12 protein-coding genes are annotated in these 14,688 nt (G+C 71.6%); 8 read left to right on the top strand and 4 right to left on the bottom strand.

Features of this window, described 5'->3' with window-relative positions:
* Positions 1 to 108 precede the first annotated feature (108 nt).
* Together ACIBAD_RS24990 and ACIBAD_RS24985 are read left to right on the top strand one after the other, a co-directional pair.
* Positions 109 to 1,059, top strand: coding sequence for an SDR family NAD(P)-dependent oxidoreductase (locus ACIBAD_RS24990; protein ID WP_134067669.1), 951 nt, complete (start codon positions 109 to 111; stop codon positions 1,057 to 1,059).
* A 1,202-nt stretch (positions 1,060 to 2,261) separates the two neighbouring features.
* Positions 2,262 to 2,735, top strand: coding sequence for a hypothetical protein (locus tag ACIBAD_RS24985; protein WP_398908525.1), 474 nt, complete (start codon positions 2,262 to 2,264; stop codon positions 2,733 to 2,735).
* Between the two features lie 63 nt (positions 2,736 to 2,798).
* Here the strand turns inward: ACIBAD_RS24985 and ACIBAD_RS24980 are convergent, their stop codons facing one another.
* Both ACIBAD_RS24980 and ACIBAD_RS24975 read right to left on the bottom strand, forming a co-directional pair.
* Positions 2,799 to 3,800: a DUF4344 domain-containing metallopeptidase gene (locus ACIBAD_RS24980; RefSeq protein ID WP_398908523.1), complete on the bottom strand. Its 1,002-nt coding sequence runs from the start codon at positions 3,798 to 3,800 to the stop codon at positions 2,799 to 2,801.
* 1,261 nt (positions 3,801 to 5,061) lie between these two features.
* Positions 5,062 to 6,033: a hypothetical protein gene (locus ACIBAD_RS24975; RefSeq protein ID WP_398908521.1), complete on the bottom strand. Its 972-nt coding sequence runs from the start codon at positions 6,031 to 6,033 to the stop codon at positions 5,062 to 5,064.
* 260 nt (positions 6,034 to 6,293) lie between these two features.
* Between ACIBAD_RS24975 and ACIBAD_RS24970 the strand changes: the two genes are divergently transcribed.
* From ACIBAD_RS24970 to ACIBAD_RS24945, 6 genes are all read left to right on the top strand, one after another.
* The gene (locus ACIBAD_RS24970) at positions 6,294 to 7,598 is read left to right on the top strand and encodes a M48 family metallopeptidase (protein WP_398908520.1); all 1,305 of its coding nucleotides are present in this window, start codon (positions 6,294 to 6,296) and stop codon (positions 7,596 to 7,598) included.
* Positions 7,599 to 7,647: 49 nt separating this feature from the next.
* Entirely contained in the window at positions 7,648 to 7,881 is a 234-nt protein-coding gene (locus ACIBAD_RS24965) for a hypothetical protein (protein WP_398908518.1), read from the top strand.
* Between the two features lie 130 nt (positions 7,882 to 8,011).
* Positions 8,012 to 8,578 carry a hypothetical protein gene (locus ACIBAD_RS24960; RefSeq protein ID WP_398908516.1) on the top strand — a complete coding sequence of 189 codons (567 nt, stop codon included), beginning with the start codon at positions 8,012 to 8,014 and terminating at the stop codon, positions 8,576 to 8,578.
* Between the two features lie 275 nt (positions 8,579 to 8,853).
* On the top strand, positions 8,854 to 10,419 hold the full coding sequence (locus tag ACIBAD_RS24955; protein WP_398908514.1) for an alpha/beta fold hydrolase: 1,566 nt from the start codon (positions 8,854 to 8,856) through the stop codon (positions 10,417 to 10,419).
* 12 nt (positions 10,420 to 10,431) lie between these two features.
* The gene (locus ACIBAD_RS24950) at positions 10,432 to 12,006 is read left to right on the top strand and encodes an alpha/beta fold hydrolase (RefSeq protein ID WP_398908513.1); all 1,575 of its coding nucleotides are present in this window, start codon (positions 10,432 to 10,434) and stop codon (positions 12,004 to 12,006) included.
* Between the two features lie 37 nt (positions 12,007 to 12,043).
* Positions 12,044 to 13,141 (top strand): serine hydrolase domain-containing protein, encoded by a 1,098-nt coding sequence (locus ACIBAD_RS24945; RefSeq protein WP_398908511.1) that lies wholly within the window; start codon positions 12,044 to 12,046, stop codon positions 13,139 to 13,141.
* Positions 13,142 to 13,298: 157 nt separating this feature from the next.
* Here the strand turns inward: ACIBAD_RS24945 and ACIBAD_RS24940 are convergent, their stop codons facing one another.
* The gene (locus ACIBAD_RS24940; protein ID WP_398908508.1) at positions 13,299 to 13,613 is read right to left on the bottom strand and encodes an SCO4225 family membrane protein; all 315 of its coding nucleotides are present in this window, start codon (positions 13,611 to 13,613) and stop codon (positions 13,299 to 13,301) included.
* 124 nt (positions 13,614 to 13,737) lie between these two features.
* Positions 13,738 to 14,652: a LysR family transcriptional regulator gene (locus tag ACIBAD_RS24935; RefSeq protein WP_398908506.1), complete on the bottom strand. Its 915-nt coding sequence runs from the start codon at positions 14,650 to 14,652 to the stop codon at positions 13,738 to 13,740.
* Positions 14,653 to 14,688 lie beyond the last annotated feature (36 nt).

Here is a 14,688-nt window from a genome sequence, read left to right as displayed (position 1 = left end):
CGCCGGGACTGTCGGTGATCCGTAGGCGATGTGTCGGTGGCCGCTGGGACGGTGGGTGCCTACGGGAACAGCCGTAGCCCCGTTCAACAGCAAGGGAGCCCCGTCGCCATGTCGCCCACGTCCTCCACCCCGCCCTGGAACGTCCTACGGCTGCCCGGTGCCGATGGCCGCGTCGTCCTGGTCACCGGCGGCAACGCCGGCATCGGGTACTTCGTCGCGGAGCAGTTGTCGGCAACCGGAGCCACCGTCGTACTCGGCAGCCGGGATCCGGCCAAGGCCGAGGCAGCCACGGCCTCGATCCGTGCGCGTGTTCCCGGCGCGCGGGTGCGGGCCGTACCGCTGGACCTCGCCCGACTCCCGTCGCTCGAAACCACGGTGGATTCGCTGGAGGTGGCACGGCTCGACGCGGTGGTCCACAACGCCGGCGTCGCGCTCGACGATCCGCCGCGCAAGGAGACCGGCGACGGTCACGAGCTCATGTTCGGCACGAACCACCTCGGGCACTTCGCCTTGACCCATTGGCTGATGCCGCTGCTGTCGGCTGCGCCGGCGGCCCGCGTCGTGACCGTGGGCAGCTTCGCGGCGAAGTCCGAGCGGCTCGACCTGGACGACCTGCAGTCCCGGAAGGACTACCAGCCCAAGCGCACCTACGGACGCTCCAAGCTGGCACAGATGTACTTCGGCGTGGAACTCGACCGGCGCCTGCGCGCTGCCGGGAGCACGGTGGCGAGCGTGGTGGTTCATCCCGGTGGCGCGCTGGACTCCCTCACCCCGTCACGGCCACCGGTCCATGTGCGAACCGCCGGCGCACGCCTGAGCGCGGCACCCGCGGCCCTCCTCGTCCAGGGCAAGGACGCCGGCGCATGGCCCGCGGTGCGAGCGGTGCTCGACCCGGCCGTCCGGGGAGGCCAGCTGTGGGGCCCGCGTGTCTTCGGCCTGCGCGGTGAGCCCCGACGCGAACCGGTGTGGCGGCACCTCGCCGACGCCTCCGTCGCGGCACGGTTGTGGGACGAGAGCTGCGCCCTGACCGGCACCGACCTCGGCGCCGTCCTCGGATGACACCAGGCGGGCGCGCCGCCGGCGGCGAGCTGCGCTCCCCGCGGTGACGCGGATCCGCAGCCCGCGCCGGGTCAGTGCCGCCCCCGGCGCGGAAGGGCACGGGTGCCCGGGGACGGGGGCTCGGATACCGGCGGGCGGCGACGGTGGCCGGCGCCAGGATGGCCTCGGTCAGCCCGACAGCGTCGCCGTGCACTTGCGGGCGCCCGCCTCCGACGGCCGAGGAAGGCGTCACGGGGCGGAGTCGGGGCACGCCGCGGATCCCACCGGTCGGGGTCGAAGACCTCAGGCCCGGCGTGGACGTCGTCGCACAGGACCTGGCGGGTCAGCGCAGGAACCCCAACGGGTCCCGCGCCGGCCGGACCAGGTGGAGCAGCGGCAGCGCTCCGAGGCGTTCCTCACCGTGGCGATGCGCCCGGACGCGGCAGCCTGCGCAAGGCGGGGCTCCGGGGTTTCGCAGCCGGTGGCGGTCACTACGCCTGCTCCTCGTCCTAGGCGGCGACGCGGAGATTACGTGCATTCCTGACCGGCCTCCGCGTCGGTCGCCCTGACCGCTGCGGCGGAGTCCTGTGTCAGCGCGCCGGGCGCGGACACCGGCGAGCGTGATCTGCGCGGCGGCAATGCCCTGCCCACCGGGCCCGTCATGCTCTGCACGAGTGCCCGCGCGCTCGCTCGCAGGTCGGTCTCAAAGGCGCCGGTTTCCGGTTCGGCAAATCCCCGGTCCGCCAACTCGGCGAGGGTCTTCGCCTTGACCCGAACTCCGCGGTCGGGCGTTCTCCGCGCAGAAGGCCGTCGCCCTCGACTCACCCGCACCAACGTTCTCACTGGCGGCGCCAACCGCCCCCGGTCCACTCTGGGGAGCGATGACCCTGCCGCTCCGCGTCGCCTTCCGCGCCACCCCGAAGGCGCCAAGACCTTCCGGTACGCCGCGACCGGCCCGGGGGCCTGGCGGGGCCTGCCGGGGCGGAGGGTATGCCGTGCGCCACAAACCGCTGCGCCCGCCGGCCGTCGGAGCCGTACGAGGACCTCACCGGGGTTCGCTTCAGGCTGCCCGGCGATGGGGGATCCCACCAAGTTCCGCACTGGCAGACCCAGTTCAACTCGGAAGAGACCCGAACTCAGTTCCCCCCGGGAGGCGCCGCAGTCGTCGCGGCCCCTCCCGCGCTCGTGAGCAGCACCTCGACCCCGGACAGGAACCCCGCCCCGTGACCCGCACACCCCACGTCGTCACCGTCGCTTCCCTCGACACTCACCGCCTGATCGTCACTCTTCCGAACCAGGGCCCCGCCGACGTCCACTCGAACCTCCCGCGTGCCACGGCCGCTGCCCTGCTGCGCCACCTCGCCGACGAGCTCGACGCCGAGCAGCGTCTCGTCGCCCTGCCCGGGGAGGCGTTCGCCACCCTCACCCGGCAGCTCGCGCGCCGCCACCGCCCCGCCGAGGCCGCGCGGCACGCCGCCGCAGCCCTCGCCCACCACACCCGCGAGCTCGCCGGCATGCTCGACGCCGCCCTCGACCGAGGCATCCCCGCCCAGGCCCCGTCGGTCGGCCGGCATCTGGTCTCGATACTGCGCAGCCACGCCGTCAGCCTCGACAGCCCTCCCCGGACCGCCGTCGACGACGTGCTCGACCTCGCCGCCGCCCGCCTCGCCCGGCCCACCCGACGGTCGCAGCGCTGAGCAGCCGGCGCGGACGAGGCGGAATCCGGGGCCGGTACCTCGCTCAGCGGGGCGCGAGCACTTTCATCTGCCGCTTTCGCTGCTGCGGAGCTCGTCGATCCGCTCCGCCAGAGCGTTCGTCTCCGCGGTCAGCCGCGCGTGCGCCTTCTTCTGCTCCTTGCCACCCCGGGCCTTGAACGGCCCGCTGAAGTGTGGTTGAAGCTGGGTCCACCAGCCGTAGTCCAGCATCGCCCACGCCTGTGGGCAGAGGGGGGCACGGGTCTTCGGGAGGTAGCCCCCGTCGACCGAGGGCTGCCGGTACTTCTTCGGGTCACTGCCTTCCAGATAGCACAGGAAGTTGAAGACCCTCTGCTGGGTGACGGGGTGGTCGCTCGCCAGGTTTTCCAAGGTCAGCCGACCTTGCTTGCGGGCGATCTCGTCGAAGAGGAGCGCGGCGGCCAGCGATGGACCGGGCCCGACCTCGTTGATGGTGTAGAAGGACGCGAAGCCGTCAGCCGCGTCCTCCTCCAGGCCGAGGTTGGCCAGGAAGAGCTGGCGTTGCAGGGCGTGGCCCAGCTCGTGGCCGAAGACGAACTCCGTCGACAGCACGGTCAGGTCATCGGTGTTGTAGTCGGACACGGGGAACGGGGAAGGCCGTTCGACGGTCTTGACGACGTCGGCGAGGGCCTCCTTGATTTCAGTCAGGAACGACGGCGGGACGTAGATCGTCCTGCCGTCGGGCTGGGTGACGGCGTCGGTGACACCGGGCGGCACCTCGCCGGTGACCTTCACGACCAGGTCGTGGGGGAGGGTGAGTGTTTCGTTCACCCAGCCGGCCGCCCGCTCCAGCACACGGGAGTTCCGGATCAGAGCCACGACCTGCCGGTCCTTCGGTTCGACCGTCCGGTCCTCGTAGACGACGGTGACACTGCCGGAGCGCGCTGCTTGGGGGTGGGGTCCTGCGCCGGGCCCCTGCCCCGAGTCGCGGGCCTCGGCGCTGCAACCGGTCGCGACGACTCCGGCGAGGACCAGCATGCCTGACAGAGCGGTGCGCGCCCTGTTCGAGCGGCCGGTGGTGTTCGGCATCCTCGTCGGCTCCCGTCGCGCGTCCCCGTACTCATCCTCCGGGCGACCGCAGGCGGGTGCCTGCCGAGCCGTCCGTTCGGGGGACCGATGTTGAATCGGCGTCTCGGTGTCCTCGGTGTCCTCGGCGTCCTCAGCTTGCGAAAGCGCCGCGTCGACCTGCGCGCGACGGCCCGGGGGAGGCACCGAAAACAGGTGGCGTGCGGCCTTCCGCGCGGCATGATGCGGACATGCACCATCCCTGCGCGCCCGCCGGCAGGCGCTGACGTGCTGCCCTACGTCTACCGCATCACCCAGTACGAACCCGCCGACCGCGATCAGCGCGTTCGCTACACAGGCCCCGAAGGGCCGCACAGCGACCGGGCGCCGGACGAAGCCGCCCGTCTGCAGGCCGTTGCCGCCTTCGCGGAGGAGACCGGCATCGAATGCCTCGCTGGTACGCGCGGTGCTGCGGGACAGCGGCACCTGGTGTCGTCTGGAGGCGGAGGGCCGGTTCACGATCCACGTCGGCTGGGACCAGTAGGTCTACGTCGGCAGCAGTGACCCCTGCCCGGCGGCCGTGGCCCGTACTCGCGCGCTCGGACTGTTTCCCGAGCGCCGGGAAGCCTCCCCCTACGACGCCGAGGGGGACGAGCCGGGGGTACAGCGGCCCCGCCGACGACATCTTCTGGGCCCGCGTGCGCTGGTGCATCGCCACGCACCAGGCGGCGCTTCTTGAGGAAACCCACCTCGGCAATGCCGCTCGCCGGCACCGACTCGACGGCGACTCCCTGGACGAGGTCCGAGCTCGGCTGGCGCCTCGCTCTCGTGTGCCCGTCCGGCCCGGCCTTTCCCGAGACGTGGGCGCTGGCTGTCCTCGCCGATCTGCGGAGGAAGGCCTGATCGAGTTGGTCTGGGAGGACGAGGACGGCCGGATCGCGAGCGTGGTCGCCGACGAGAGCCAGTTCGCGGAACGGGCGGTGCACGTCTCCGGTGCCCGCGGCGTATCCGCTCTCTCTCCACCTCGACCGGCGGCAACCGCTCATGACGGCCGTTCTGCCCGACGAGGACGGCGTCCTGCGGGGGCGCTGGCGGACCGAGCCGACCGCCGACGACCGCGCCTGGGCGAGCCGGCTCGGCCGGATCCTCACGGGACCGGTCACCGGCCCACACCGCCCGTCGCCTCCGTCCGCTCCGTCCGCATCGGGGACCGCGACGACGGCTCCGGAGAATCGCCGCATCGGGCCGTCGCGCGTCCAAGCCCACCGCGGCACAGGGCGGCGTACTACTGGATGTTGAGGCGGAGCGGGTGCGAGGCGTCCACGGGACACGTGAAGACGCGCAGTTCACCGAACCGGCCGACATTGAGGTCGGGGTCGCGGCCGCTGTCGACCGTGAGGAGCAGCCGGGCCCGCGCACCGCAGGCACAGTCGAGCGGGACCAGGTCCGTGAGGTGCCAGCTCGGCCAGCCGCCGGCCTTCCATCCCTCCCGGCAGGCCACCGTGCGGTGGTACTCGATACCGTGCCGCTCGGCCCAGGCCTCCGCCTCGCCGAAGAGTTCCTCGGGCAGTTCGTCCCGGGCGGGGAGGTCCGTCACCTCGACCGGATCGAGAAGGCAGGGCCGAGGCACGTACGAGGCCACGGCGTCGATCGGTACGGGGACGTCCGCCACGGCGGTGAGCGAAGCGGCGGAACGGTAGTGCATCTCGACCGCGGGCCCCCAGTAGTACGCCTGCCCCGGCAGTTCGGAATGCTCCTGGGGACACCACAGAACCTGCAGCACGTCCATGTCCTCAGGCCAATCGGCCGTGGGTACGTCTTCCTTGAGGAGTTGCAGGACGCCGACCAGGGGTACGCCGGGGACGCTGGAGACCGGTACCCGGCGGATACGCTCCCACGTGATCCTGTCGAGCACGCCGGCGCCGTCCATGATCCGGGAACGGATCTCGGCTTCCTCCCGAGTGATCTCGTACGAGTGGCGGCCCTTCCTGGTCCGCCGGGCTCGCGCGCCCCGGTCGATCCGCTCCAGAGTCCCGCGCTCCGCGTCGGAGAGCCTTTCCCTCACCTCGACCATGTGGGGCCCCCGACACCGGGGCCACTCCTCGTCGCCGGGCCACGGCAGCGGACCACCGACATGACTGGCGTCCGGCGACGGCCCACCCGCTCCGGGGCGCAGCAGCACCGCCTTGCGGGAGTACGGGACAAGGGCGGGTATGTCGGCGAGCAGCGCCTCGACGGTCGGATCCACGGGGGTCATACGGACGACGGTAGCCGCCGCCATCGGCTGCGCCTGAAGCCGCGTACGGAGAGCCCGCCCCACCGCTCGCCGCACACCGAGCAGTTCGGCGGAGGGCAGGACGACCAGCGGGGGCCGGGGCGGCGGGTGACCGTCCCGACGCGAGACCACCACGCTCGCGTGCGCGAACGGCGCAGGTCAGCCCCAGTTCCGCGGCTAGGGCGCGGGAGCCCTATCCTGCCCGGACCGCGGGCCTTCCGATCCGCGGCGGGGAGGGAACCATGGAAAGTACAAGCACCGCAGCGGCGACGTCCGTTCGGGAATGCCCGGAGTGCCGGGCCCCAGTTCCGGTGGACGAGCGGCACGTCGACTGGTGCGCCGCATGCGACTGGAACGTCGATCCGGGCGCACCGGATCCGGAGCCGGGCCGGATCCCGGCCGCGCGGCGCAGACTGGCACACGCGTACGGAGAGCAGCTCGCGGCCGAGATGGAGCAGGGCCGGGGCCAGAGCGGACCGGTGGGGCGCGACGCCGCGACCGTGTCGGCGTTCATGCTCTCCCTGGTGGTGCACGGGGTGACCGTGCTGCTTCTGGTGGCCGGGGTCCTGCTCATCGTGCTGGGCTGGGAGACCGGGGTGCTGCCGGCGGTGGGTGCGCTGCTGCTGGCGCTCGCGGTGGTGCTGCGGCCGCGGCCCGGGCGGCTGCCGAAGGACGCGCCTGTGCTCTACCGGGCCGATGCGCCACGGCTGTTCGAGCTGATCGACGAGGTCGGGGCCGCCATCGGGACGGCCGGGGTGCATGCCGTAGTGCTGGACCCCGGGGCCAACGCGGGCGTGACCACGTACGGCATGCGGGGGCGGCGCATGTTGGTCCTGGGCCTCGGACTGTGGGAGATACTTCTGCCCCAGGAGCGGGTGGCGCTGCTGGGCCACGAGCTGGGGCACTTCGCCCACGGGGACACCCGGCGCGGCGTCGTGACGGGCGGAGCGCTGGACGCCCTGTCCACCTGGTACTACATGCTGGCGCCGAACCGGCCAATAGGGCTGATGGACCGGTTCGTGAACGCAGTGACGTTCCTGCCCCGGTGGATCGCGTACGGACTGCTCGTACTCCTCGACCACCTGACCCTGCGGGCCTCGCAGCGCGCCGAGTACCTGGCCGACGTGAGCGCGGCCGAGGTCGGATCCACGGAGGCCGCCGTCGGGTTGATGGACCGCCTGCTGGTCTGCGGGACCGTCGGTCCCGAGCTGCGCCGGGAGTCCGTGGGCGCCCAGATGCACGGGGGTTCGGCCGGCCGCGAGGCGCGCGACGCGGCGGAACGCGGGCTGTGGGAGCGGCTGGCCTCGCGCATCGCCGCGGTGCCGGAGCACGAGTACGAGCGGCTGCGCCGGGTCGCGGCCCGGCGCGGCCACCGGGTGGACAGCACCCACCCGCCGACCCACCTGCGCAGGCGGTGTGCCGCGGCGGGCGGCCCGTACGCGGCGCAGGTCACGTACGACGGTGCCCGCGGCGCGGCGGTCGCACAGGAACTGGCGTCAGCCCGCGCCGCCGTGGCCCGCCGCGTCATTCGCGACTACGCGGGATGACCCGCGGGATCACCAGGCGGGCGCGAAGGCCCCGAAGGGGGGATGGCCCATGGCTGCGATCGTGTACTTCCGGAAGGTCTCAGAGACCGAAGAGCTCGTGGAGTACGCATTCGGTGACGAACCCGACGCCCTTGAGCGGCGATTGACCATGGACAAGGGGTCCCGCACGTCGACGGCTCGGGACGCGCGGATTGACCGTACGTTCCTGAAGGCCTCGCGGAAGCTCAACGCGCTTCACGCGGAACGGGGCGTGTGGCCGGAGCGGGGGATGAGCGTGAGCTGATCACGGATCGCAGGCGACCTCGTGTCTTCCGTCGTCGTGCCGCAAGCGGAGCCGGTCGAAAGCCGAGGCGGTCGCCCGCCCTGCCGCCCTGGCCACCGGCACCGGCCGGGGATTCGGTAGCGTCCGTTCCATGATCGCCCTCGATGCCCTCGTCCGCCTCTGCCCGCCACCCGCCGGTCCGCTGCCCGCGGTCGACTGGGCGCAGGCCGAGCGTGTCCTGGGTACGGCTCTGCCCGCCGACTACAAGCAGCTCGTCGACACGTACGGCGACGGCGTCTTCGACGAGACGATCTGGCTGCTCGCCCCCGACTCCGCCTACAGCGAGTGCGACCTGCACGCGCAGACCGCGGAGCGGGACGAGATCCTGGCCGACCTGTGGGAGTTCGAGGCGAAGCCCGCCGCCTTGTCGGAGGTCGGGGCGCGGGTCCTGCCGTGGGCGTTCGAGGAGGGCACGGGGGCGTTCCTGTACTGGCTGGCGCGGCCCGGTCAGCATCCCGACGAGTGGACCGTGCTCTACAACGAGGGGCGCGGTCCCCTGTGGGAGCACCACGGCACGGGGTGCTCGGCGCTCCTGCTGGCGGTGCTCACGGGAACGGTGGAAACGGCGTACTTCGGCCACTTCTACGAAGTGCTGAAGCCGACGGATCACCGCTTCGCGACGGCCGACCAGACCCTCGGAGCGGCGTCCCGCCGCTGACGCCGGCCGGCCGCTCTCGACGCCCCGGTTCGCCGCGGCCGGCCGTACGGGCGCCCTCGTCCCGGCGTGATGCCCGCCTCGGGCCTCGGGGCCCCGGGCTCTCGCCCGGTGCCCTGCCGAGCGGCTCCCACACGGCTGCGCGCACCGGTGGCCGCTTCCCGTCCTTGTGCGGGTCTTCGGACCACCGGGTAGCGTTGATGACGTGCGTTCCGCCCAGATCGCCGCGGCGTCGCCCGGTGGGGCAGCCGTGGATGTCGGCAGAGGAACGGGATCACATGGCACAGCACCGCTTCCATGTCGGCGCGCCGGCCGCAGGAGCCGCTCTGGCCCTCCTGACAGCCCTCGCCCCGACGCAGGCCGACGCCGCACCATCGCCTCCCGGCAGCACCCACACCCCCGGCCCCGGTACGGCCGCCGCGTCACGCTTCGTACCGGGTCCCTGCCCCAGGCCACCCGAACCGATCGAAGCGCTGGCCACAGCCCGGTGCGGTGTCCTGGAGGTCCCCGAGGACCGCGAGCGCCCCGACGGCCGGACCATCCGGCTGGCCGTGGCGGTCATCCCGCCCGTCTCGGCGAAGCCGGCCCAGGACCCGGTGGTGTTCATGTCGGGCGGCCCCGGTGGCGAGACGTTCGATGACATCCCGTTCCTGGTCTCCTCCGGCCTGAACCGGGATCGCGAGCTGATCGTCATGGCCCAGCGCGGCAACCTCTACGACACGCCGAACCTCGCCTGCCCGGAGCTGGACCGCTTCTACGCCCGGTCCGTAGGGCTCCCGTCCTACGCACCGCAGACCGAAAGGGGCATGCTCGACGCGGTGAAGCAGTGCCGGGACCGCCTGGCAGCCGACGGGACGGACCTGAGCGCCTACAATAGCGCCGAGAACGCCGCCGACTTCGCCGACCTGCGCACCGCACTGGGCATCAAGCAGTGGAACGTCTACGGCCACTCCTACGGCAGCAACCTGGCCCTGACCTACCTGCGCCTGCACCCCCAGGGGATCCGCGCGGTGGCGCTGGACTCGATCGCCCCCGCACCGTACGTCTCCCTGCCGTTCGCCTGGGCCACCGCCCGGGAAGGGCTCGACAACCTCTACAAGGCATGCGCCGCCGAGCCGCGCTGCAAGAACCGCTACCCGGACCTCGAACGCACCCTGAACGAGCAGGTGCGCAAGCTTCAGGCCCGGCCACTGACCCTGAGCGTCCGGCCGCCGCAGGGCGGCGAACCGGTGAAGGTCGTCCTCGACGGCGGCGCCCTGGTGAACCTGCTCGTCGCCAAGGCGATCCCGCTCAAAGACGTCCCGGCCGCGATCGACGAACTCGGCCGCGGACATCCCGAGCGCTTCGCCCGGGCCCGTGCCGCCGGCTCGGTCCAGGTGCTCGGCCAGACCGCTCACGGTCTGACGCAATCAGTGGTGTGCAGCGAATGGGTGCCCGACCACTCGCCGTCCGACGTGCTGAAGGCAGGCCGCCAAGCGTTCCCCCAGTGGCCGGAACCGGTCCAGGCCCAGGCGCCCCAACTGGCCTTCCAGGACCGACTGTGCCGCATCTGGAACGTCCCGGACCGCACCACCGGCCAACGGGTGGCCACCACCAGCTCGGTGCCGACGCTCTTCATCAACGGCACGTTCGACATGAAGACCAGCCCCAGCTGGGCGAAGAAGGCGGCCGGTTCCCTGTCCCGCTCGACCACCGTGCAGGTGCCGGGGATCGGGCACTGGGTGGTCCCGCAGTCGCCCTGCGCCCAGAAGGTGCTGGCGTCCTTCCTCGCCCGCCCGACCGCACCCGACACCGGCTGCGTGGCGGGGCTCAGGTGGGAACCGTTCACGATCACCCCGAAGTGACCGGGAGGACAGATGGCACGGTCGCAGACACGACGGTTGCACACCAGGTCGGCCGCAGCGGCGACCGGGATCCTCCTCGTCGGCGCGCTCGCGGCGCCGGCGGGCGCACAGGAGGAGACGCCCCCGGGTCCGACCGGCACGGTCGCCCGCACCGTGGGCGACGCCCGCTACGAGCCGGGCCCCTGCCCGAAGACCGCGGACCCGGTCGCCGAACTCGAAGGGGCCCGTTGTGGCACGCTCACCGTGCCCGAGAACCGCGCCAAGCCGGACGGCCGGAAGATCACCCTCGGTGTCGCGATCGTGGCGGCCAAGGCCGACAAACCGAAACCCGACCCCATCGTGTGGCTCGCCGGCGGACCCGGCGACGACGCGGTCGGGGAAGCGAAGATGGCGATCGACGGCGGCCTGAACCGCGACCGCGACGTGATCTTCATGTCCCAGCGCGGCACGTACTCGGCCGACCCGGCGCTCACCTGCCCCAACATCGACGAGTTCAACGCGCGTGCGACCGGCCTCGTCTACGACGCGCCGTCCACCGAGCGCGAGCACGTCGCGGCCACGAAGGCCTGCCGCCACAAACTGGCGGCGAGCGGAGTCGACCTCAGCGCCTACAACGACATCGAGAGCGCCGCCGACCTCGCGGACCTGCGCACCACGCTGGGCCTCAAACAGTGGAACGTGTTCGGCATCTCCTACGGCACCCAGCTGGCGCTCGTCTACATGCGCCTGCACCCCGAAGGAATCCGTGCCGTGGGCATCGACGGCATCCTGCCGCCCTCCACCGGAGGCTCCGCCGTGACCTGGAGCGCCGCCAAGCAGGGTTTCGACGGCGTGTTCAAGGCCTGCGCCGAACAGCCCGCCTGCAACCGGCGCTACCCGAACCTGGCGGCCACCTTCGAACGCCTCGTCCACGACCTCGATGCCAAGCCGGTCACCACCACGGTCACGCTCCCCGACAGCAAGAAGCAGGTGAAGGTCGTCCTGGACGCCGGAGCCCTGCTCAACTGGATGACCGCCGCCACCCACGTGGCACCCCAGGTACCCGCGGCCCTCGACGAACTGGCCCACGGCAAACCGCAGCGGATCGCCCAGCAGTGGGCGGGCGGAAAGTACAGCCCCCAGGCCATGGGCCGACTGTCCCACGGGCTCGTCTACGGTGTCTTCTGCAGCGAGTGGACCCCGTACGAGACCCAGGCCGAAGCAGTGCGCGGCGGCCAGGAAGCCTTCCCGTCGTTCCCCCGCTCGGTACTGGCCCAGGCCCCGCTGCTGACCTCCCTGCGTCCGGACTGCGACGTCTGGAACATCCCCGCGGCGCCCCGATCCATCCGCGACGTCACGCGCAGCGACATCCCGACCCTCGCCCTCTCCGGCGGGTTCGACGGCCAGACCGCGGCGGCCAACGGCCCGTACGTGGCCCGCACCCTGCCTCGGGCCACCGTCCTCACGATCCCCTACGAACCGCACGTCGTGTTCGCCACGTCGAAGTGCGCCCAATCCATCACCGTCTCCTTCTTCGACACCCCCACGGCGCCCAACACCGCATGCCTCAAGGACCTCAAGCCCCCGGCATTCGAGATCGCACCGTGAGCCGGCTCCGTCCCGGGAACGAAAGAGGGTGCTGCCCATGAACCGGACGGCGTCGCTGTGGGCCGCGGGGGGCGCGTTGGTCGTGCTCGTACTCGCCGGTGTCCAAACCCCCCGGGCGTACGGGGCCGACGACGACCGCGAGAAGCGCAGTGCAGAGGTTCTCCGCGAACTGGTGCCTTCCGCCGACGGCCCCGGATGCGCCGCAGCCGTCGGCAGACGCGGCAACGTGGTCTGGGAGGCGGGGAAGGGGAAAGCCGATATGGCGACCGGGCGAGCGATCACACCGAGGACGGTCTTCGACATCGCGTCCAACTCCAAGCAATTCACAGCGGACGCCGTCCTCCTGCTCGCAGGCCGCCACCGCCTCGCCCTCGACGACCCCCTGTCCAAGTTCCTCGACAACGCACCCGACTGGACTCGAAGCGTCACGCTGGCCGACCTGATGCATCACACCAGCGGCATTCCCGACTACCAGGACCTGCTTGAGGCCAAGGGAGTCAAACTGACGGATCCAGCCGGCCAGCGGGAGGCGATCACGGCCGTCCTCGCCTCACAGCCGGAAGCTCCACCGGGCAGGCGCTTCTCCTACTCCAACTCCAACTACATCCTCCTCGCCCACGTCGTCGAAAGGGTCACGGGCACACCATTCCCGACCTTCGTCCAACAGGAGTTCTTCACCCCGCTGCGCCTGCGCATGACCTTGGCCCCGGCAACCGAACTCCCGGGCAAGGCAAAGTCGTACGACGAGAAGGACGGCTCGTTCACTCCCAGCTCATCCCCTTGGAAACAGTACGGAGACGGGTCCGTCCAAACCACCCCCGGCGAACTCGTCCGCTGGGCCGACAATTACCGCACCGGCCGCATCGGTGGAACACGACTGCTCGCCGGAGTCACGGAGGGAGCGGTGGACACGGGCGACGCCCTGAGCGCACGGGGCGTCAAAGGAGGCCGGTACGGGGCCGGAATGGTCCTCCTCCCCGACAAGAGCCTGGTCCACCGCGGAGACTGGGAGGGGTTCCACAGCACCTTCAAGATCAGCCCGGACCGCAACACCGCAGTCGCCGTCGTGTGCAATGTGGAACCCCCCGACAGCCTGCCCGCCGCGAACCAACTGCTCGACATCTGGACCGAATGACGCGGACGAGCAGCCCTGCACCCTCATCAGCGCGCAGCCCGGGCCGCCGTCCCCCGGGTGACTTCGGCGCCAGGACACGCGTGGCCTCCGCGGTGGCGCGCGGCTCCGCCTTGCGGCCACGGCCCTCGCGGGTGACCGGCAGTACGGCGGCGGCCGATCACCGGAGTGAGCGTTCCGACCTCCGGCGTGCTGCGCGTACGAGCAGCCCCAGTACATGGGCCTGGATGGTGTACGAGAACACCAGGAGACAGCACACCACCAGGTCCGTCTCGGCCCAGGCTCCGAGTGACTTGACGACAACGAGGAGGACGGCGCCTGTCGGCAGGGTGAGCGCCACGCCCAACAGCCCGGCCACGTAACTGCCGTTCACCCCGAAGCCGAACAGGAGCAAGAAGGAGACAAGGGCGAGGTAGGACACCGACAGCCAATTGCCGAAGGTGGTGCGCGCAAACGAGCGCAGTCCGGAAGGCATGCTTCTCCTGAGTCGGTTGCCAGCGGGTGCCTGACCGCTGCGAGGGGGCGTGGGGCCGGTATCCGCGCCCCGTGGTGATCACCATGATGGTGCCGCCCCGCCGACGGCGTCAGAGTACGCGTACTCACATGAGGACTGCCGGCTGAGTAGTCGAGCGGGCGGCCGTGTGCAGTGCTGCGATGACGGCGGTGGTCGTCGGATTCGCGTTCTCGGTGTGACGGGTCGCGGCGAACAGGAGGCGTTGGATCGGGTGGTCGGCGATGGGGGCCGTGCGGATGCCGGGGGTGGTCGGGTCGATGGCCGTGCGGGGGACGAGCGCGGTGGCGAGGCCGGCTCGGGCGAGGGTGAGCTGGGCGGCGATGTCGGCGGTGACGTAGCGGGGGGTGGGTGTGAAGCCGGCCCGCCGGCAGCCTTGCAGGACGGCTTGTCCGCAATCCGTGGTCGGCGGCGGTACGGCGAGATCGTGCGCGGCGAGGTCCTGCAACATGACGGGCCGGCCGTCGCCTTGGTCGGCTGCGGTGACGACGAGCAGCGGGTCGTCGAGCAGGGGTGAGACGTCGATGCCCCGGGGCGTCGCGTCCGGCAGTTGGTGATAGCGCTGTCCCAGCACCACGTGGACGGTGCCCAGTGAGAGTTCGCGTAGCTGTGCCTGGTCGGTGATGAGGCAGGTCACGGCGAGTTGGGGGTGGCATGAGCCGAGTGCGGTGAGGGCGGGGGCCACGATCCTGGCGACGGTGGACGGCAGCGCGGCGAGCGTGGCGGTGGCGCCGACCGCGCCCTTGACCGCCGCGACGGCACTTTCGGCCTCCTCCATGGCAGCGAGGATCCGGTCGGCGTGTTCGAGGAGGACACGGCCGGCCTCAGTCAGTGCGACGGTTCGCCCGTCGGGGCGCAGCAGGTCGACTCCCACGTCGTTTCTCAGAGCGGCCAGTTGCTGGGACACGGCCCCTGCGGTCAGTTCCAGGGAGTGGGCGGCGGCGGTGATGGAGCCTCGGGCGGCGACGGTCTTGAGCATGTACAGGCGGCGGACATCGAGCATGACTCGATAGATTAGCTAAAGGATTCCATCAGAAAA

This window comes from Streptomyces sp. NPDC051109 (genome assembly GCF_044455885.1).
Taxonomy (GTDB): Bacteria; Actinomycetota; Actinomycetes; order Streptomycetales; family Streptomycetaceae; genus Streptomyces.
Note: the sequence above shows the minus strand (reverse complement) of the source record. Positions and strands in the feature narration are given on the sequence as shown.

Bases quoted from the DNA above. Each gene is read 5' to 3' on its own strand.
- ACIBAD_RS24990 (WP_134067669.1), top strand. From the start codon at position 109: ATGTCGCCCACGTCCTCCACCCCGCCCTGGAACGTCCTACGGCTGCCC.
- ACIBAD_RS24980 (WP_398908523.1), bottom strand. From the start codon at position 3,800: ATGCCGAACACCACCGGCCGCTCGAACAGGGCGCGCACCGCTCTGTCA.
- ACIBAD_RS24975 (WP_398908521.1), bottom strand. From the start codon at position 6,033: ATGACCCCCGTGGATCCGACCGTCGAGGCGCTGCTCGCCGACATACCC.
- ACIBAD_RS24970 (WP_398908520.1), top strand. From the start codon at position 6,294: ATGGAAAGTACAAGCACCGCAGCGGCGACGTCCGTTCGGGAATGCCCG.
- ACIBAD_RS24965 (WP_398908518.1), top strand. From the start codon at position 7,648: ATGGCTGCGATCGTGTACTTCCGGAAGGTCTCAGAGACCGAAGAGCTC.
- ACIBAD_RS24960 (WP_398908516.1), top strand. From the start codon at position 8,012: ATGATCGCCCTCGATGCCCTCGTCCGCCTCTGCCCGCCACCCGCCGGT.
- ACIBAD_RS24955 (WP_398908514.1), top strand. From the start codon at position 8,854: ATGGCACAGCACCGCTTCCATGTCGGCGCGCCGGCCGCAGGAGCCGCT.
- ACIBAD_RS24950 (WP_398908513.1), top strand. From the start codon at position 10,432: ATGGCACGGTCGCAGACACGACGGTTGCACACCAGGTCGGCCGCAGCG.
- ACIBAD_RS24945 (WP_398908511.1), top strand. From the start codon at position 12,044: ATGAACCGGACGGCGTCGCTGTGGGCCGCGGGGGGCGCGTTGGTCGTG.
- ACIBAD_RS24940 (WP_398908508.1), bottom strand. From the start codon at position 13,613: ATGCCTTCCGGACTGCGCTCGTTTGCGCGCACCACCTTCGGCAATTGG.
- ACIBAD_RS24935 (WP_398908506.1), bottom strand. From the start codon at position 14,652: ATGCTCGATGTCCGCCGCCTGTACATGCTCAAGACCGTCGCCGCCCGA.